This window comes from Roseibium porphyridii (assembly GCF_026191725.2).
GTDB lineage: Bacteria > Pseudomonadota > Alphaproteobacteria > Rhizobiales > Stappiaceae > Roseibium > Roseibium porphyridii.
Genome location: NZ_CP120863.1, coordinates 1310504 through 1328642 on the forward strand (window position 1 = coordinate 1310504; position 18139 = coordinate 1328642).

The following is an 18139-nucleotide window of genomic DNA, read 5'->3' on the forward strand; positions in this document are numbered from 1 at the left end:
AAGTTTGAAATAGCAACCTTTGACGGAATGTTGTTTTTCTTGAGCGAACAACTTTTCATCCCAGAAGATGAATGTGTGGAAAGAGGATCGGAAGGTTTGCCGAAAAAGGGGCTTTACCGATGCGGGGCCCTTTGGAAGGGTGTCTTATCCTCGCATCTGCCGACAAGGCCTGCAATTGAGCCGGCCTGACAGCACGTCGTTGCTGCGGTGTTCAATCTCTTGAACAAGGTTTCGCTAAGTCGCGAACAATCAGCAGATCAGCGTCAGACTGAACAAGTCCGCGCCAAAGCGCGAACCACCCTTGCAAAGTGTTTCGCAAGGGTGGTCAAACTGATCGTGCTGGTCAAATCCGTTTTCGATGGTCGCGAGGGCGTCTTGGGTTAAATCGATGTCGATCAGGCAGCCTGTCTGTTTGTCGCCAGCCAGCTGGGCAGCCAGTGGCCATGAGCCCTGATCAGGTCATCGACAAGGCCGCAGATCTGATCGAGATCCAATTCGGCTGCAGTGTGCGGGTCAAGCATCGCTGCGTGATAGACATGTTCCGGTACTTCGTCGACAAGCGCCCGAACAGTCAGTTCCTGAACGGAAACATTGGTCCGCATCAGGGCCGTCAGCTGCGGCGGGATACCTTCGACCCGTGTAGGCTGAACACCGTTGCTGTCGATCAGGCAAGGCACCTCAACGGCACACCCCTTCGGCAGCGCGTCGATCAAACCATGGTTGGGCACGTTTCCATAGATCGTTGTTGGTGTGTTGGTCACGATCGCATTGATGATTTCCGACGCGTATTCAGGCGAGGCCTTCACCTCAATCGAATCTGGTCCTAGGAAGGCCTTCGCCTGCTCTTTCCAATCGGCCACCTGCTCAACACAACGTTTCGGATATTCATCCAATGGGATCGAGAAGCGATCTATCAGATCCTTGCGGCCACTCTTGATGAACCAGGGAACGTATTCTGCGAAGTGCTCGGAGCTTTCGGTCACGAAATACCCAAGCTTTTGCATGACTTCATAGCGAACATAGTTGGGGCACCGGGGATTCCACAAGTTGTCCGTTTTCGGAATTGCTCCGCTCGCGTGAAGCTTTTTCAATTTGGGATAGAGGTCCCGCGTTGAACCGTCATCCAGCACTTCATGAAGGTGAAGATAGAAGGCCATATGATTGATGCCGCCAACTTTGTAGCGCAATCGGCTTGTGTCAATTTCCAGATCCTCGGCCAGCTCGGCAGCTGTCAGAGGAACCGAGTGGCACAGACCCACCTGACGAATGTCAGGATATTTCTCGCTGATCGCCCAGGTGTTGATTGCCATTGGATTGACGTATTGCAGCATCAACGCATCCGGGCACACGGCCCGCATGTCTTCGCATATGCCCCAAAGATGCGGAACGGTCCGCAAGCCGCGCATGATGCCACCAATGCCGAGCGTGTCGCCAATCGTCTGACGTAGGCCATAGGACTTTGGAACCTCGAAGTCTGTGACGGTGCAAGGTTCGTAGCCGCCGATCTGGAAGGCAACGACGACAAAATCAGAGCCTTCCAGCGCTTCCCGCTGGTCCTGATGACAGGAAACCGTTGCCTTGGCACCTAGCGAGGAGATCATTTTGGATATCACAATTTCGGATTCGCGAAGGCGTTCAGGGTCGATATCCATGAGGGCAAAATGAGCATGGGTAAGCGCTGGCCGCAGCAGACAGTCGCCGATGATGTTCTTGGCAAAAACGGTTGATCCGGCACCGACAAAGGTAATCTTGGCTGGATTGGACATGGGCAAAGACCTCCTGGTTGTGAGATCAGATTGCACGACTGTTCGGGACATTCTATCCTGTTATCAAAGTAAAATGTCCGGAAATTACAGGTGTGCCCGATTTGCCCGTTCGCTCTGTTTTTGGACCTGAAGATGCTGACCGTCCGTCATTTGTTGGCGGTAAGCCTGTTGTCTTCGGTCAGTTTGCAATGCGCCGTTTTGTGCCGGTTCGGCATGGTCTGGACTGGCATGGACATGTCGAGTTCAACTGGCTCACAGGCGGCGAGATGACATACAGGTTCGAAACGGACAAGGTCGTGCTTCCGGAGGGTCAGATGTGTTTCTTCTGGGCTGGAATTCCGCATCAGACTGTCGATCTTAACCCTGTCCAGGCTTCCAACTACCAGCTTACGAACATGTATTTTCCACTTGATGTCTTTTTGTCTTTTCGTGGAATTGGTCGCATTCAGCGCGCACTGCTGTCCGGTGCTGTTCTGGTTGTGCCGGAACATCTCGCGATCAGAGATATTCCGGGCCGTTGGCATCAGGACTATCAATCAAAGGATCTCGGTCGGTTCGAATGCCTGACAATGGAACTCCATGCATTGATGCGACGGCTTTCCATTGAAGAAAGCATCAAGGACTTGCGCAACAACTTCCGGCCGGTCAGGGATGATGGCAGGCAGTCGGGACCGACCGAGCATGTGGTGCGCATGATCGAGGCCGTCATCCAGAACACATCATTGCCAGTATCGACCCAGGAGATCGCAACGATAAGCGGTTTGAATGCCAACTACGCATCCAACATGTTCAAGAAGACGCTCGGGATCACGCTCAAGCAATTCATTGTTCGCATGCGGTTAATCAGGGCTCGAGAACTTCTTTTGTCTTCCGACGTTTCTGTGTCGGAAGCCGCATTCCAGGCCGGATTTTCTTCCGCCAGTCAGTTCTATGACAACTACAAGTCCGTCTATGGCAGCGTGCCAAGCGACCTGCGCCAGGCAAGACCGGCCTGATCGGCTGGAATAGATATGGTCCCACGTCGCTGAGACGTCAGATGTCCGGTCCGCTGCGACCGTCTTCCGTTGAGGGGTCGATTTCGTTGCGCAGAGTTTCCAGCGACCGCATCCGGGCCTGGGCACGGGTCTGGTTCTGTCGTGTCACGCCTGCAATCAGAACTTCCGCAATTGCCATCAGCGCCAGTGAGGAATCCCAGGGAGACGGGACTGCAACACGGGCAGGTAGCACATAGCTCGCGATCCTGCCGACCGGTGACATCCAGCTGTCCGTCACCAGTGCAACGGTTGCGCCCTGTTTCGCGGCAGCTTCGGCAAACTGAATAATTTCAGCCTGATACCGGCGGATGTCGAAGACGACGACAACGTCTTTGGGGCCAATCCCGATAAGCTGATCCAGCCAGTTTCCCTGCTGGCCTGCAACATGGGTGACATTGGGACGGACAATGCGCAAATGGGCTGCCATGTAACGCGCAAGACCATCAGTGAACCGGCCACCGATGAGATGAATGGTCTTGCGTTCATCCGAGAGAAGATTGGTCAGTCCTTCCAGCTCGCCTTTCGGCAAGTGATCAAAGGTTTCGCGTATGTTGTCCAACAGCTGTCCGACATGCGGGTCGGACGCTTTTTCATCGGACATGCTGGTGCTGCGCGCCAGTGGTGAATTGAGCTGGCTCTCAAGTTCGCTGCGGAGTTTCTTTTGAAACTCGGCAAAACCGGGAAACCCCAGTCTGGCAATGAATCTCAAGATGGTTGGAGAGCTGACGCTGGCAGCTTCTGCAAACTGCGCAACCGTGCCCAGGCCCTGCATCGGATAATTGGCCAGCAAAGCATGGGCCGCCTTTTTCTCCGTTGCGGTGAATTCGTCTAGCCGGTCGCGAATGTCTTCCAGAAGCGGGCGTTCCATGGGCGTAACCTGTTCACAAAATTTGACGCCGATTTTCATTTGACAGCGGCCCCAATCTGCGTATCAAATATTACAGAACTTAGTTAAGTCGGCAATCCTGTAATAAACATTACAATTTTCCGGTGAGCCTTTCAGGGAGTTGGGAATGGGTGCAAGCCCTCAAAGCGGCGGCCAAAAAAATGGTCAGGCAGGAGGGGTAACCCGGGCTGTTGCGGTTGAAAACGCGGAAGGCAATGGACCGTTCGTTTTTGTCTGCGATCACGCCTCCAATCATTTCCCGCCGCCTTACGACACCAGTCTTGGTCTGTCGGAGGCGGAAAAGGCAGAGCATATCGCGTGGGACCCAGGCGCACTTGGCGTTGCAAGGCAATTGTCGAAAAGCCTGAATGCCCCGCTGGTCTTCACAACCGTCTCAAGGCTGGTCATCGATTGCAACCGTGAGGAAACCCGCGCGGACCTGATCCCCTGCCTGAGTGAAACCACACAGATTGCAGGCAATCGTGACCTCTCGGCGGATGAAAAGGCCTTCCGGCTCAATCTGGTGCATCGTCCCTTTCACAAGGCGATCGACAAGGTGCTGAACCAGCGACTCGATCGTGGCATTCCAACCGCGCTTGTATCCGTCCATTCCTTCACGCCGGTCTACAAAGGAAAAGCAAGGCCGTGGGAAATCGGCTTGATTTCGGAAAGCGACCGGAGCCTTGCTGATCCTGTGCTTCAAGCGCTCAGGATCCGCGGTGATCTGACTGTTGGCGACAACCAGCCCTATGCACCGTCCGATGGCGTTTACTACACCATTCGTCGACACGGTGAGAGCCGGCAATTGCCGTGCCTGATGATTGAAATCAGAAACGATGAGGTGAAGACAAGCGAGCAGGAAGGACATTGGGCGGAGATGCTCGCCCCGGTACTTTCAGGCGCGCTTGAAACGGGGACAGCGGACTTATCTGGAGGTGCTGATGCTTAAGGCGGCCCGCCTTTACGTCCGGTTTGTCGACGGGTTCAATCGGGGTCTTGGCAGAATCATCATGTGGGGCATCTTCGTGATGGCCGCCATCTTGCTCTGGTCGTCTGTCTCAAAGACTTTCTTCAGTCCCTCATTGTGGACACTGGAAGTCGCGCAGTTCGCTATGGTCGCCTATTACGTTCTGGGAGGGCCCTATTCGATACAACTCGGATCGAACGTGCGCATGGATCTTTTCTACGCGGACTGGAGCTTGAAGAAAAAAGCCTGGTTCGATGCCTTCACCGTGTTGCTTCTACTTTTTTACCTCGGGGTTCTTCTCTACGGCGCGCTCAATTCCTTTGCTTATTCGCTGGGGCACTTCACGCAGGAACCATTTGTCTTTTATCGGGACCTGATCGTTGCATTCGTGACAGGTGGTCCGGAAGCTGCGAGTGAAATTCTTGGATTTGTCGAACGCAGCCCAACGTCGTGGCGACCATATGTCTGGCCAATCAAACTGGTCATGATCATCGGATTTTTTCTTATGCTCCTTCAGGTTTTTGCCGAGTTCCTGAAAGACATTGCCCGTATCAAGGGAGAGACGATCTGATGTCATATGAGATGATCGCTCTTTTGATGTTCTCGTCGATGATGCTGATGCTGCTGACCGGTCAGCGGGTTTTTGGCGCGATTGGCGGCATTGCGTCCATTGCAGCGATAATGCTCTGGGGAACCGGTGGTGGAGACATCCCGTTTTCGGCCGCAATGAAATTGATGAAATGGTATCCGCTGCTGACGCTGCCGATGTTCATTTTCATGGGTTATGTCCTGTCGGAAACCAAGATTGCAGACGATCTTTACAAGATGTTCCATGTCTGGATGGGGCCGATCAATGGCGGTCTGGCGATTGGCACGATTCTGCTGATGGTTTTGATCTCGGCCATGAACGGACTTTCCGTCGCGGGCATGGCAATTGGCGCGACGATTGCGCTGCCGGAGCTCTTGAAACGCAAATACGACAAACGGATGGTGACCGGCGTAATTCAGGCCGGATCTTCACTCGGGATCCTTGTGCCTCCTTCTGTCGTGCTAGTGCTTTACGCGATGATCGCCCGGGCACCGGTTGGCCAGCTATGGCTCGCCGGCGCCGTACCAGGCCTGATGATGGCAGCAATGTTCATTGTCTATATTGCGATCAGATGCCGTATACAGCCTGAACTCGGGCCGGCGCTTTCCGAAGACGAACGGGATGTTTCCCGGGGCGAAAAATACCGTTTGCTGCTGGCAGGACTTTTGCCGCTCATCATCTTTGCGATGATGATGGTGCCTTTCGTGATGGGGAAAACCAGCCTGGTCGAGGCATCGGCTGTCGGCGCCCTCACGGCCCTGATCGCGGCGGTTCTCAAGCGCCGGATGACATTGGCCATTCTGGTTCTTTGCCTGAAGAACACCCTCGCTATCTCCTGCATGTTCATGTGGATCATCCTGGCGGCCCTAGGCTTCGGTGCGGTGTTTGATGGTCTGGGTGCCGTCAAGGCCATTGAGAGCCTGTTCACGGAACAGCTTGGCCTGTCGCCCTGGATGATCCTGATCCTGATGCAACTGTCGTTCCTGGTTATGGGAACATTCCTGGACGACACTGCGATGCTCGTGATTGTTGCGCCGCTTTATGTACCTCTGGTCGGGTCGCTTGACCTCGGCATGCCGCGCGGTGACATTCTGATCTGGTATGGCGTGCTTTATACGATAACGACGCAGATCGCCTATATGACGCCACCCTTCGGTTACAATCTTTTCCTGATGCGGGCGATGGCGCCCAAGAGCATCACGATGCGTGACATCTACGGATCTATCACGCCTTTTGTTCTGGTGATGATCCTGGCACTCGTGATCGTAATGGTTTTCCCGCAAATCGCACTTTGGCTACCCAATCTGATCTACGGAAAGTAGCGGCGACACGCGAGACAACAACAATAAAGTCTGGAGGAAACGGACTATGAGCAGCGGTTAAAACCCAGAACCGGAAAACGGTGAACCGCACAGACCGTAAACTGAAAGTAGGGGAACTTGAAATGACCAATAGACGTAATTTTCTCAAGAATGCGGGACTAGGTACCGTTGCTGCCGCCGGCGCAACGACATTGGCCGCGCCCGCTGTGCTTTCCCAGGAACCCATCAAATGGCGTTTGCAGACCTATGCTGGTGGTGCGCTAGGCGAGCAAGTGACGAAGCCGATGGTGGACTACGTAAACAACGCCTCAAACGGCGAGTTGCAGATCGAGCTATTCTATGCCGATCAGATCGTGCCGACGGGCGAGCTGTTTCAAGCATTGCAGCGCGGCACAATTGACGCCGTCCACTCCGATGACGACTCCATGGCCTCACCGACACCCTTGCGCCAGTTCGGCGGGTACTTCCCGTTTGCGACCAAGCATATTCTTGATGTGCCAGTTCTGTTCAATCAGTACGGGCTCGCCGATATCTGGCGTTCAGAATACGAAAAGGTCGGTGTGGCGTGGATTTCCGCCGCCGGTCAGGATCCGTGCAACTTCAACACCAAGAAGGAAATCAAGTCGGTTTCAGATCTTGAGGGGTTGAAGCTCTACACGTTCCCGACAGCTGGTCGCTTCCTGTCAAAATTCGGCGTTGTACCTGTGTCAATACCCTATGAAGATGCCGAAGTTGCTGTGCAAACTGGTGAACTGGACGGGATGGCATGGTCCGGGATCACGGAAGACTACACGGTCGGCTGGGCTGACGTCACGGACTACTTCCTGACAAACAATATTTCCGGTGCCTGGATCGGCTCATGGTTCGTCAACCAGAAGCGTTGGGCAGATCTGCCAGCACATCTCCAGCAACTTGTTCTGGCTGCGACCGAGGCCGGTCATACCTATCGTAACCAGTGGTATTGGGGCGGTGAAGCGCGTCTTCGTGCGAAGGGTGACAAACTGCAACTGCGCACCGTTCCGGCTGCCGAATGGGCACAAGTCGAAGATGCTGCCAAGGATTTCTGGAAAGAGATCGCCGCAGAAGGTGAACTTCAAGCCAAGATCATTTCGATCTTCCAGGAATATAATGACGTTATCAACCAGGCAGGTCCTCCCTACAATTTCGGGTGAGATCAGTTCCTGCGGGCTTCGGGGAAGACTTTCTCCGGAGTCCATTCAATGAACTTCAGATAGTCCAAGTCCACGAACCAGCGGAAAACAATAATGCCTGGCAACCTAACCTTCGAAGCACTCAAAACTCGTGTCTCATCCGGCGAGATCGATACTGTGCTTGTGTGTATCACCGATATGCAGGGCAGGCTGATGGGCAAGCGTTTTCATGCGCAGCATTTTGTCGACACCGCCTTTGAAGAGACCCATTGCTGCAACTATCTGCTGGCGACCGATATCGAAATGTACACGGTTGAAGGTTACGCTGCGACGAGCTGGTCGGGTGGTTATGGCGACTATGTCATGAAGCCGGATCTGGCCAGTTTGCGGCTGACACCCTGGCTTGAAGGTACGGTCATGGTGATGTGTGACGTGCTCGATCACCATACACATGAGGAAGTCCCGCATTCGCCGCGTGCGATGCTGAAAAAGGTCGTCGGCCTGTTTGCCGAAAAGGGACTGACGCCGATTGCTGCAACGGAACTGGAGTTTTTCCTGTTTGAGAAAAGCTTCGACGATATGCGCAAATCCGGCTTTCGCGATCTAGAACCGATCTCCGGCTACAATGAAGACTATCATATCCTGCAGACGACCAAGGAGGAGGACGTCATGCGGCCCTTGCGGAACGGTCTATATGGTGCGGGCATTCCGGTGGAGAACACCAAGGGTGAAGCTGAGACTGGGCAGGAAGAACTGAACATCAAATACGCTCCGGCCATGGATACGGCGGAGAACCACACCATTGCCAAACACGCCGTAAAGGAGATTGCCTGGGCCAAGGGACGCTCAGCCTCCTTCCTGGCAAAGTGGCGCAGTGACAAGGTGGGGTCGTCCTCACACGTCCATCAGTCGCTTTTCGACAAGAAGGGCAACAACGTCTTTTGCGACGACAAGGGCGACTACGGCATGTCCGAAACGATGTGCCACTATCTGGCTGGCCTGATCAAATATGCGCCGGACTATACGTATTTTCTGGCGCCCTACATCAACAGCTACAAGCGTTTCCAGAAGGGAACCTTCGCGCCGACAAAGACCGTCTGGTCGGTCGACAACCGCACAGCCGGTTTCCGCCTGTGCGGAGAGCACACCAAAGCGCTCAGGGTCGAGTGCCGTATCGGTGGATCCGATCTTAATCCTTATCTGGCGCTGGCTGCCCAGCTGGCAGCCGGACTGCGCGGAATTGAAGAAAAATTGCCGCTCGATCCACCAACCACAGGCGATGTCTACGAGGCGAAACGCGCGCGCGAAATCCCTCACACGCTTCGCGAGGCGCGCGAGACCATGCGCAAATCGAAGTTCCTGCGCGAGACCTTTTCCGACGCCGTGGTGGATCACTATGCCAGGGCGGCCGAATGGGAAGTCGAGGAGTTCGACCGAGCGGTGACGGACTACGAGATTGCCCGCGGATTCGAGCGTGCGTGACGACCTGGCAGCCTTCGATATCGGTCTCCGTCAGGGGACCTTTCAGAGTTTGCGAAGTCGAAAACACCAAAACAAAGAGCCAGTCACTTTCGAAAAAGCCGCACGGAAAGATGCGGATATGAGAGGTTCAAAATGTCAGATGTGATCAAGCTGATCTCGCCGGTTGACGGATCGGTCTATGCGGAGCGGCCTGCACTGGATGGAGCGGCCGTTGAAAAGGTCATTTCGGCGGCACGGTCGGCCCAGTCCAGTTGGGCGGCCACGCCGATTGCCGAGCGAGTTGCCTATTGTCAGAAGGCACTGGAAGCGCTGAAGGCCATGAATGACGATGTCGTGCCCGAGCTTGCCTGGCAGATGGGACGTCCAATCCGGTATGGCGGCGAATTAGGTGGCACAATCGAGCGGACCGAATATTGCGCCAAGATTGCCGAAGAGGCCCTGGCCGACATTGAGAGGACCGACAAGCCGGGTTTCAAACGGTATCTGAAGCGTGTGCCACTGGGGATCGTCATGGTGATCGCACCCTGGAACTATCCATTCATGACAGCGATCAACACCATCATGCCGGCCTTGATGGCGGGCAATGTGATTGTCCTGAAGCACGCCGCACAAACACTGCTGGTCGGTGAGCGGCTTGCAAAGGCCTTTGAAAGCGCGGGCCTGCCCAACGGCGTCTTTCAGAACATTGTGCTTACGCACCAGGGAACCGAGAAGCTGCTCGGCTCGGGACAGATTGATCATGTGAATTTCACCGGGTCGGTCGCCGGTGGACGGGCAATTGAAAAGGCGCTGGCCGGTACTTTTGCGACGCTCGGTCTTGAGCTTGGCGGCAAGGACCCTGCTTATGTGCGGGCTGATGCTGATCTGTCCTATGCTGTTGAGAACCTTGTCGACGGTGCGTTCTACAATGCCGGACAATGCTGCTGCGGTATTGAACGCGTTTATGTCCACGAAAGCCTCTATGACAAGTTTGTCGATGGATTTGTTGATCTGACGAGCCAGTACAAGCTTGGTAACCCTCTCGATGAGGCAACGACACTGGGTCCAATGGCCCAGGCGCGGTTTGCCGCTTGGGTACGCGAACAGACACAAGAAGCCCTTCGGAAGGGCGCAAGATCGCATATCGATGTGTCCAAGTTTTCTGAAGACAAAGACGGCACGCCCTACCTCGCGCCGCAGGTCCTGACGGACGTAAACCACCAGATGTCCGTCATGCGGGAAGAAAGTTTCGGTCCTGTCGTCGGCATCATGAAGGTGAAGGATGACGAAGAAGCGCTTCAATTCATGAATGACAGTCCCTACGGCCTGACGGCTTCAATCTGGACAGAAGACGTCCAGGCGGCAGCCAATATCGGCAGCCGGATCGAAACCGGGACAGTATTCATGAACCGATGCGATTATCTCGACCCGGCGCTTGTCTGGACCGGTGTCAAGGAAACCGGGAAGGGTGCGGCGCTCTCGGAGATCGGTTTTCACAATCTGACCCAGCCGAGATCCTTCCACTTCCGTGTGGAGCATTAACGGCACGATTGGACGCCTCGTCGCTTGCGAATTTTGGTTGCGCAAACGTCAGCGCGGCAAGGGTCCATCCGCTTAATGGCCGGAGTGCGGGCACCCGCAAAATCAAATCCAGCCCCTGTGAATCAGGGGCTCAGCAAAGCCACAGAGTTTCAAACCAACGAGACGAACATGAGCTCACTTCCTTCCGTTAACTGGTCCTATCCGACCTCCGTACGTTTTGGCGCAGGTCGCATCAAGGAGTTGCCAAAGTCGGTCAAGGCCGTCGGCATGACCAACCCGTTGCTGGTGACCGATCCCGGGCTTGCCGGTTTGCCGATGGTCGCAGAAGCGATTGCCGACCTGGAAGCTGCAGGCCTCAAGGCAGCGGTCTTTTCCGACGTCAAGCCAAACCCGGTCGACAGCAACATTTCTGCTGGGGTTGCCGCTTTCAAGGCAGGTAACCACGATGGTGTCATCGCGTTTGGCGGTGGCTCCGGGCTTGATGCCGGCAAGCTGATCGCCTTCATGTCCGGTCAGTCTCGTCCGATCTGGGACTTTGAAGACATCGGAGATTGGTGGAAGCGTGCGGATCCTGACGGAGTTGCACCGATTATTGCCGTGCCGACAACTGCGGGAACCGGCTCCGAAGTCGGCCGTGCGGGTGTTGTCACCAATGAAGCGACGCATACGAAGAAAGTCATTTTCCACCCGAAGATGCTGCCGGAAATCGTTATTTGCGACCCGGAGCTGACGGTTGGCATGCCGCGTTTCATCACGATTGGCACAGGCATGGACGCGCTGGCGCATTGTCTGGAGGCTTATTCGGCGCCGATGTATCACCCGATGTCGGAGGGCATCGCGCTGGAAGGAATGCGGCTGGTTTTTGAAAACTTGCCGAAGGTCGCCGCCGACGGATCTGATCTTGAAGCCCGCGGTCATTTGATGAGCGCGGCTGCAATGGGCGCTGTTGCCTTTCAAAAAGGCCTTGGTGCGATCCACTCGCTGTCCCATCCTGTTGGCGCACTTTATGATACGCATCACGGCATGACCAACGCTGTGTTCATGCCTTACGTCTTGCAGTTCAACAGATCAGCGATCGAGCAGAAGTTTGAGCGCCTGGCCGGGTTCCTCGGCATTGCCGGTGGCTATCAGGGGGTCCTGGACACCGTCTTGAAACTGCGGGCGGACCTTGACGTACCGCACACGCTTTCCGGGCTGAACGTCGACACCAGCAAGCGCGATCTGATCGCAGAGATGGCGATTGTCGATCCGACGGCAGGAGGCAACCCGGTCGAGCTGACCAAGGACGGGGCTTTGGAGATCTTTGACAAGGCTCAGTTAGGCACGGTCTGAGGACCTGCACTTTTGCAATCGAATTGGCGCGCTTCAGAGCGCGCCACTTTTGTATAGGTGATGCGTTCGCTTGAGTGGTTGACTTAAGGTTGAATTTGATATCTTTTCGCGTCCGGAGAAAACGTTATGCAGTTTGGTTTCTTACATTTTCATACACGGGCGAACGCGCGCTACCGCGCGCGGGCGAACAATGACGGTCGTTCTCCGGAGGATGGATTAAACTAGTCCAATAACATTCCCACCCGATGTCAGCCGTCTCATCCGAGGCGGCTTTTTTATTTGGAGCATATGATGGATCTCGTTCTTGAAACGTTGGATGACGTTCTCCCGTATATCCTGCCGGATACCGGGATTATTCATTCCAAGCACGATGGCTATTCAGTCATCAACTATGTTTACACGCTTGAAAATACGTTCGACTCAGCGCTCTCGCGCGAATGTCGCGGTTTGAAGTTCGATCTAGATGGCAATTTGATAGCCCGGCCATTTCATAAGTTTTTCAACCTGGGGGAGAAGAGAGCTGCTGAGGAGGAGCCGTGGCAGTCAGAACATATTGTGCTCGATAAGCTGGATGGATCGATGATCCATCCAGCTTATGTCAGAGGTGAATTGGTCTTCATGACAAGGATGGGTGTTTCTGCTCCGTCAGTGCAAGCTTTGAAAGTTGCCACACAGAGCGTGTGTGACCTATGTGCAGACATGATTGCGGCAGGATTTACACCAATCTTCGAATATACTTCACCAGATAACCGGATTGTGCTGGCATATGAGAAGTCAGAGCTTACTTTGCTAGCGGTTCGGCATATTCGTACGGGTGCCTACATGCCTCATCGGGAACTGGTTCGAGTAGCCGACAAGTACGGATTGCCTGTGGCCAAGGCTTTTTCTTCTGTTCGAGACTACAAGGCTTTTTGGTCGAACGCCCGTGCCCAAGAAGGTGTTGAGGGCTACGTTATTGCGTTTGATGACGGCCATCGATTGAAGATAAAGACCGATGCCTATGCTCTGAGGCATAAGGCCTTGACAGGTCTGGCACACGAAAAAAACCTGCTTGCTTGGGTTGCAACTGGCGCAACAGACGATGTGATACCTCTTCTGTCACCTAAAGCAGGCCTCTTTGTTCAAGAGTATCAAGACAGTGTTCTTTCTGGTGTTCGCAAATGGGAGGTCGAAATCGGACGCTTTGTAAAAGAGAATTGCCATCTTCCGCGAAAAGAATTCGCTCAAAAGGTCAAGAACCATCTTGATCCGAAACTGCAATCCATCGCGTTTAAGGCCCTGGATGGAACACCGGTGCGTGCTGGACTGATTGAGATACTCAGGCGCGCTTCGGCAAGTGACACGAAAGTCGACAACGTCCGCGACCTGTTTGGAATGGAATGGCAGCCTATGATACTGGCGGAGCACTAGTTCTTGGCCGGACCGCATCCAAAAAGCGCGCCGGATGCTGGCGCGCTTTTTTTGACCTTACGTTGCAAGCCAGCGACATCAATTCCTCTTGTGCCAATCGTCTGACTTACGCCAGGCATCCGGGGTCATGCCGGTCGCGCGCAGGAATTCGCGATTGAAATTCGATTTGGTTGAAAATCCGGATCTGAACATTGCTTCCGTCACAGTGAGGTTGTCCTGACGCAGCAACCGGCAGACTTCGTTGATGCGGAAGTCGTTGACATAGCGCGAGACGTTCTTGCCACGGACCCTGTTGATCGCCTGCGAAACCTGGCGGGAGCGCAGGCCTGCCGATCGGGCAAGCCTGGACAGGTTCAGGTTTTCATCGCGGTAGAGGCGCTTCTCACGCATCATTGTGTCGATACGAGAAACAATCTCCGCATCAGCATCTGTGGGTGCCGGTGTGGACTTTTCAACGTCTTCATCTGGAAGTGTCTGCGTTTTGCCCGCGGCAAGGGCAGCCAATCCGATAATGAGCAAACCAATGATGTTGGCGTTGCTGACCAGCATGGCGGCATTTGAACCGCCGGAACGCTCGAAATCCAACAAGATGAGCAAGTCAAAGCCAGCTGATGCCAACAGGCAGGCTGCCGCCCACCAGACCGCCCGATTGGCAAGGGCGGCGCTGTCAAGTCGGGCCAGTTCCAGACCGTCCGGTCCGGTCCGGGCCAAAATCGCCAAGGCAAGCGCGTAAGCAAGAACGAGAAAGAGCAGAAAGCTGTCGATGAATTGGGGAGCAAACAACAGCAAGCAGACTGCGACGAAGGCTGCCAGGGGCACAGATGCAAGACGCATTGCACCTGGTTTCAGTCGATCGCGTAGACTGCGAAAGCTCTCATAAGTGAGTGGTGGCAGTACTGCTGCCAGAATGGGCTGTACGAAACGAAGCGCGTCTAGCTGATAACCCCAGCGCAGTCCCAGAACGATCGATTGCAGGCAGCACAAGGCGATGAGCAACAGGAATGCACGCGTTGTTGCGTGATCGTTACTTCGGCGAAGCATCACAAACACAAGCGCAAGCAATAGCGCATTCACAAAAGGTAGGGGGACGAACAGCACAGCGGATCACCGAAGAAGCGGTAGCGTGAGTCCTTTTTCACGATTTCGGAATGACTGAATCGCGAAACAGGACGATTTTGCGATCCTACTTAGCAAGTGTGAAGCCATTGATCCAATGAACTGTGAGGCCGATCATGCGACTTCTTTCACTTGTCTTTTCCCTGGCGTTGACGACCACATTGAGCGCGGCTGGAGCCACTCCGGAGGGTGTTGGTTTCAAGGAAATTCGAATTCACTCCGAGGCGCGAAACAAGGACCTCGCCGTTTTCGTCTGGTACCCTGCAGTTGCCGGTGGAGAGGCCGTACCGGTCGGCGAAGACAGGATCTTCGAAGGAACCCCGGCATTTGCCGATGCACCAGTTGCTGGTGGCGACCATCCGATAATCCTGCTGTCCCACGGCTCTGGCGCGACAGTCCAAAAAATGGCTTGGATCGCGACCGCACTTGCCGATGCAGGGTTCGTTGTTGCCGGGCCCAATCATCCGGGAACGACCAGTGGTGATTCCACGCCGGAGGATACGCCAAAACTTTGGGAGCGTACTGACGATCTCTCCACGGTATTGAGCGCTCTGCTCGCCGAACCGAAATTCCGGTCCGTCATCGATCCTGACAAAATTGGCGCCCTCGGATTTTCTCTCGGTGGTGCCGCGGTTCTGCAGCTGGCTGGCGCAAGAGCGCGGCTTGACGATTATGTCCGCTATTGCGACACCTATCCTGACATGCCGGATTGCCGCTGGTTCGCCGGGGGAAGGGCATATGTCGACCAGACAGAGGTTCAGGTCGAACCATATGACTTGCGGAATGTCGACCTGGCGCGTTTTGAGCAGTCAAATCTTGATGCCAGGCTTCAAACGGTGGTCGCCGTAGACCCCGCCCTGGCCACCGCGTTCAACCTGGAAAGTCTTGAAGATGTTCAGTCGGCGCTTCACTTTGTCAATCTTGGCGCGCACGAAACCGTTCCGATTGCCGTCAGATCCGACACTTTGGCCTCACGCGTTTCCCACGGCTCGCTCACCCATATCGAGAACGCAGTCCATTTCAGTTTTCTTCCTGTCTGCAGACAAGGTGCCAAAGCCTTCATGAAGGCGATTGGCGAAGCTGACCCATTGTGCTCAGACGAAGGGAGCCGCTCACGCGCTGCGCTTCACGAGGAGCTTGAGCAAACAATCGTGGACCTCTTTCGAAGCAGTTTTTCTAAGGTCAAGTGAGGCCGGTCGACGAGCTTTTCAGATGATTTCAGGCCCGCAAGTCGGAAAGTTTTGCAGGGCTTGCTATCTCTGTCGCACGACCTGATTTCACATCATAAAGCAGCGCGGACACGACTAGTGTTCCCGGAATTTCGGGAGCATCCCGCAGTCGGACGATGTCGGTCTGCAGGTCCGTTGGCTGGTCAGTGATAGCATAGCTCGAAACGTCGATGCCGAGTTTGTCTTTCAAGGCGTCCTGAAAGTCGGGGTTGGCAAAGTTCTGAGCACCGCATTGCGTATGCTGCATCAAGACGACATTGAAAGCTGGCGTCTCGTCTTGTGTGAGTTCGGCCACCATCATGGACAGCGCTGCGATCTCTTCGATTACGGATCGCGTGACCCGTCCGCCATTGTTCCGCAGAACGACGGCATCACCGAGTTCCAGGCCGAGCACATGAGCAGGATCAACGCGCGCGTCGATACAGGTCAGGACCAGAGTGTTGAGTTTCGGAAGAACGGGCAATTCCGAAGCTGCGAAGTCTTCGGCGAACAGACGATTACGTTCATAAAGAACGGAATTCTCAGACATGGTGTTTCCTTTGTTCGTCTGGCGGTCAGGCAACACGTGCCTGGTTTGCTATTTTCTGTTGGGCAGCGTGGGTTTGGAGCCACTCCGGCGTGTCCTGGCTGAACCTGGGTGTTGCGATCTGCACATAGTCGCGGGCTGACTGAATGCGATTGAGGTCAAGAGCCGGGGTCAGTGCAATTTTCAGAAATCCTGCCATTGCGCGTGCGGTGCCGCTCACGCTTCGCCGTAGCTCAGGGCGGGATGCGACCAGCCGCCGGGCAATGCTTTCAAACTGTTCTGGATCTCGGCCCCCAACCAGCTGCACATCATTGGTCGGTGCGTTCACAGCGAAACTGCCGCGTCGATATTCTTCAGCATAAATTGCCAGTTGGGAGACGGCCGCCTCCGAATAGTTGGAAGGCGGTAAAGCCCGGAGCGCCTTGGTCATCATCTTTTCGGAAATGTTTTTGTAGGTAACTCGTCGTCCGAGGGCTTTACCCATGGCGAGCGCAATTTCGTCAGGGGACAGGAGTGCAGGACCTGTGGGGCGATAGGATTTGCCTGCATGGGTTTCAGGGTCGGCAAGGGAGCCGACAACAACGCTGGCAATGTCTTCATTCGATGGTGCTGCGTTCTTCTTCTTTCCACCTTCGCCAAGTGGCATGGTGAAGACGCCAAGGTGAGCAGCCATGTCGATGACCATCAGATAGTTGTCTGCGAACCAGCCCGGATTAACGGATGTTACACTGGTGCTCCCGAGCAGGCGCACCATCGCATCAGACAGGTAGACCTCTCTTGTGAAGAGGGATGGGTGATCAACCGATGTCAGCCACTGACCAAGCGTGACAACGTGTTCGAGCTTTGCCTCATTGGCAGCCACCGTGAAGACCGCATTGAAGTGCAGACCGTTAGGCGCTGTCGGGGCGCATTGATAGGCTCGGTTAACGCCCTCCATGGCGGTTCGCATGTCTGAAAGGGCATACTGGTTGCCGACGAATATTTCCGCGCCTGCGCGTTCCAGCATTTCAGCGCGCCCGTCGCGTCTTCTTAAAAGGGCGCGGACCGGAAATCCCTTTTCAAGCAGCTGCAAGGTGACAGGCAGTCCGGTTTTTCCTCCTGCGCTTGTGACGAGGATCTTGGGTTTGAGGGGCATGGGTAACCTTTTAGATGATAATTGTAATCTATAAATATAGATGATAACTAAAATCTAAATTGTCAAGCCCAGGAAAGAACTGCCCTCATGCCGAGAATGACAGAAGCCGAAAAGCGCAAATCTCACAAAAGGATATTGGATGCGGCGGCATATCTGTTTCGCGAACAAGGAACGGAAACCACAAGTGTCGCCGACGTGATGAAGGCAGCTGGTCTCACGCATGGCGGTTTTTACAGGCACTTCAGCTCAAAGGATGAACTTGTCGCAGCAGCTTTCAAAAACGCGGTCGACAATGTGCTCGCGGAGATGGAAAGTGCGTCGTCAAAGGCCCAGCTTCAGGCGACGCGGGACAGCTACATTGAGACTTACCTGTCACAATGCCACGTCAAGAACCGTGGTGAAGGTTGCCCGCTGGCAGCGCTGGCAGGGGATTTGTCGCGGGGAGCGAGTGATGCGCGGCACGAAGGGTTTAACGCTGTAGAACGTGTTGCAGCTCTGTTGAAGGAAGGTGAGGATCAGTCTGAGGGCATTGCCATGCTTGCCCTCATGCTTGGGACAGTGACCCTTGCACGTCTTGCCGACACCGATGCTTCCGCTGATGCGATCCTGGATGCCGGTTCAAAGGGTGTCGATATTTTTCGGTCAAGCTGGCCGGCTAATTGAAAACCTCCGG

Annotated in this window: 16 protein-coding genes; 11 read left to right on the forward strand and 5 right to left on the reverse strand. The window is 54.7% G+C overall.

What is annotated here, in order from left to right; genetic code table 11:
- Positions 1-395: 395 nt before the first annotated feature.
- Positions 396-1766, reverse strand: coding sequence for an alpha-glucosidase/alpha-galactosidase (melA, locus tag K1718_RS06180; RefSeq protein ID WP_265683084.1), 1371 nt, complete (start codon positions 1764-1766; stop codon positions 396-398).
- Between the two features lie 92 nt (positions 1767-1858).
- Here melA and K1718_RS06185 point away from each other — a divergent pair, with 92 nt between their 5' ends.
- Positions 1859-2761 (forward strand): helix-turn-helix domain-containing protein, encoded by a 903-nt coding sequence (locus tag K1718_RS06185; RefSeq protein WP_265683086.1) that lies wholly within the window; start codon positions 1859-1861, stop codon positions 2759-2761.
- 37 nt (positions 2762-2798) lie between these two features.
- Here the strand turns inward: K1718_RS06185 and K1718_RS06190 are convergent, their stop codons facing one another.
- Positions 2799-3668 carry a MurR/RpiR family transcriptional regulator gene (locus tag K1718_RS06190; RefSeq protein ID WP_152504145.1) on the reverse strand — a complete coding sequence of 290 codons (870 nt, stop codon included), beginning with the start codon at positions 3666-3668 and terminating at the stop codon, positions 2799-2801.
- Between the two features lie 145 nt (positions 3669-3813).
- Between K1718_RS06190 and K1718_RS06195 the strand changes: the two genes are divergently transcribed.
- From K1718_RS06195 to K1718_RS06230, 8 genes are all read left to right on the forward strand, one after another.
- Entirely contained in the window at positions 3814-4635 is an 822-nt protein-coding gene (locus tag K1718_RS06195) for an N-formylglutamate amidohydrolase (RefSeq protein WP_265683088.1), read from the forward strand.
- Complete coding sequence (locus K1718_RS06200; RefSeq protein ID WP_152500110.1) at positions 4628-5224, forward strand: TRAP transporter small permease subunit; 597 nt, start codon at positions 4628-4630, stop codon at positions 5222-5224. The genes K1718_RS06195 and K1718_RS06200 overlap by 8 nt, the downstream gene beginning before the upstream one ends.
- Positions 5224-6564 carry a TRAP transporter large permease gene (locus K1718_RS06205; protein ID WP_265683091.1) on the forward strand — a complete coding sequence of 447 codons (1341 nt, stop codon included), beginning with the start codon at positions 5224-5226 and terminating at the stop codon, positions 6562-6564. Before K1718_RS06200 ends, K1718_RS06205 begins: the two co-directional genes overlap by 1 nt.
- Before the next feature lie 122 nt (positions 6565-6686).
- Positions 6687-7736, forward strand: a complete 1050-nt coding sequence (locus K1718_RS06210) for a TRAP transporter substrate-binding protein (RefSeq protein WP_152500112.1) — start codon at positions 6687-6689, stop codon at positions 7734-7736.
- A 93-nt stretch (positions 7737-7829) separates the two neighbouring features.
- Positions 7830-9197 (forward strand): glutamine synthetase family protein, encoded by a 1368-nt coding sequence (locus K1718_RS06215; RefSeq protein ID WP_152500113.1) that lies wholly within the window; start codon positions 7830-7832, stop codon positions 9195-9197.
- A gap of 132 nt (positions 9198-9329) precedes the next feature.
- Positions 9330-10718: an aldehyde dehydrogenase family protein gene (locus K1718_RS06220; RefSeq protein WP_152500114.1), complete on the forward strand. Its 1389-nt coding sequence runs from the start codon at positions 9330-9332 to the stop codon at positions 10716-10718.
- A 168-nt stretch (positions 10719-10886) separates the two neighbouring features.
- The gene (locus K1718_RS06225; RefSeq protein ID WP_265683094.1) at positions 10887-12050 is read left to right on the forward strand and encodes an iron-containing alcohol dehydrogenase; all 1164 of its coding nucleotides are present in this window, start codon (positions 10887-10889) and stop codon (positions 12048-12050) included.
- Between the two features lie 288 nt (positions 12051-12338).
- Positions 12339-13460 carry an RNA ligase gene (locus K1718_RS06230; protein WP_265683096.1) on the forward strand — a complete coding sequence of 374 codons (1122 nt, stop codon included), beginning with the start codon at positions 12339-12341 and terminating at the stop codon, positions 13458-13460.
- A gap of 78 nt (positions 13461-13538) precedes the next feature.
- Here the strand turns inward: K1718_RS06230 and K1718_RS06235 are convergent, their stop codons facing one another.
- The gene (locus K1718_RS06235; protein WP_265683098.1) at positions 13539-14558 is read right to left on the reverse strand and encodes a helix-turn-helix domain-containing protein; all 1020 of its coding nucleotides are present in this window, start codon (positions 14556-14558) and stop codon (positions 13539-13541) included.
- A gap of 134 nt (positions 14559-14692) precedes the next feature.
- On the opposite strand from K1718_RS06235, the gene K1718_RS06240 reads away from it, so the two are divergent.
- Positions 14693-15766 (forward strand): alpha/beta hydrolase family protein, encoded by a 1074-nt coding sequence (locus tag K1718_RS06240; protein WP_265683100.1) that lies wholly within the window; start codon positions 14693-14695, stop codon positions 15764-15766.
- Between the two features lie 28 nt (positions 15767-15794).
- On the opposite strand, the gene K1718_RS06245 is transcribed toward K1718_RS06240, so the two are convergent.
- On the reverse strand, positions 15795-16334 hold the full coding sequence (locus K1718_RS06245) for a carbonic anhydrase (RefSeq protein WP_265683102.1): 540 nt from the start codon (positions 16332-16334) through the stop codon (positions 15795-15797).
- A gap of 25 nt (positions 16335-16359) precedes the next feature.
- A complete protein-coding gene (locus K1718_RS06250) occupies positions 16360-17466 on the reverse strand; it encodes an NmrA family NAD(P)-binding protein (RefSeq protein ID WP_265683104.1) in 1107 nt (368 codons plus the stop codon).
- A gap of 87 nt (positions 17467-17553) precedes the next feature.
- Between K1718_RS06250 and K1718_RS06255 the strand changes: the two genes are divergently transcribed.
- Positions 17554-18129 (forward strand): TetR/AcrR family transcriptional regulator, encoded by a 576-nt coding sequence (locus tag K1718_RS06255; RefSeq protein WP_265683105.1) that lies wholly within the window; start codon positions 17554-17556, stop codon positions 18127-18129.
- The last annotated feature ends 10 nt before the right edge of the window (positions 18130-18139 follow it).

Excerpts from the sequence above, each read along its gene's own strand:
- K1718_RS06240 (WP_265683100.1), top strand. The coding sequence starts at position 14,693 with ATGCGACTTCTTTCACTTGTCTTTTCCCTGGCGTTGACGACCACATTG.
- K1718_RS06190 (WP_152504145.1), bottom strand. The coding sequence starts at position 3,668 with ATGGAACGCCCGCTTCTGGAAGACATTCGCGACCGGCTAGACGAATTC.
- K1718_RS06245 (WP_265683102.1), bottom strand. The coding sequence starts at position 16,334 with ATGTCTGAGAATTCCGTTCTTTATGAACGTAATCGTCTGTTCGCCGAA.
- K1718_RS06205 (WP_265683091.1), top strand. The coding sequence starts at position 5,224 with ATGTCATATGAGATGATCGCTCTTTTGATGTTCTCGTCGATGATGCTG.
- K1718_RS06230 (WP_265683096.1), top strand. The coding sequence starts at position 12,339 with ATGATGGATCTCGTTCTTGAAACGTTGGATGACGTTCTCCCGTATATC.
- K1718_RS06255 (WP_265683105.1), top strand. The coding sequence starts at position 17,554 with ATGCCGAGAATGACAGAAGCCGAAAAGCGCAAATCTCACAAAAGGATA.
- K1718_RS06220 (WP_152500114.1), top strand. The coding sequence starts at position 9,330 with ATGTCAGATGTGATCAAGCTGATCTCGCCGGTTGACGGATCGGTCTAT.
- K1718_RS06195 (WP_265683088.1), top strand. The coding sequence starts at position 3,814 with ATGGGTGCAAGCCCTCAAAGCGGCGGCCAAAAAAATGGTCAGGCAGGA.
- K1718_RS06200 (WP_152500110.1), top strand. The coding sequence starts at position 4,628 with ATGCTTAAGGCGGCCCGCCTTTACGTCCGGTTTGTCGACGGGTTCAAT.
- melA (WP_265683084.1), bottom strand. The coding sequence starts at position 1,766 with ATGTCCAATCCAGCCAAGATTACCTTTGTCGGTGCCGGATCAACCGTT.
- K1718_RS06215 (WP_152500113.1), top strand. The coding sequence starts at position 7,830 with ATGCCTGGCAACCTAACCTTCGAAGCACTCAAAACTCGTGTCTCATCC.
- K1718_RS06210 (WP_152500112.1), top strand. The coding sequence starts at position 6,687 with ATGACCAATAGACGTAATTTTCTCAAGAATGCGGGACTAGGTACCGTT.
- K1718_RS06250 (WP_265683104.1), bottom strand. The coding sequence starts at position 17,466 with ATGCCCCTCAAACCCAAGATCCTCGTCACAAGCGCAGGAGGAAAAACC.
- K1718_RS06225 (WP_265683094.1), top strand. The coding sequence starts at position 10,887 with ATGAGCTCACTTCCTTCCGTTAACTGGTCCTATCCGACCTCCGTACGT.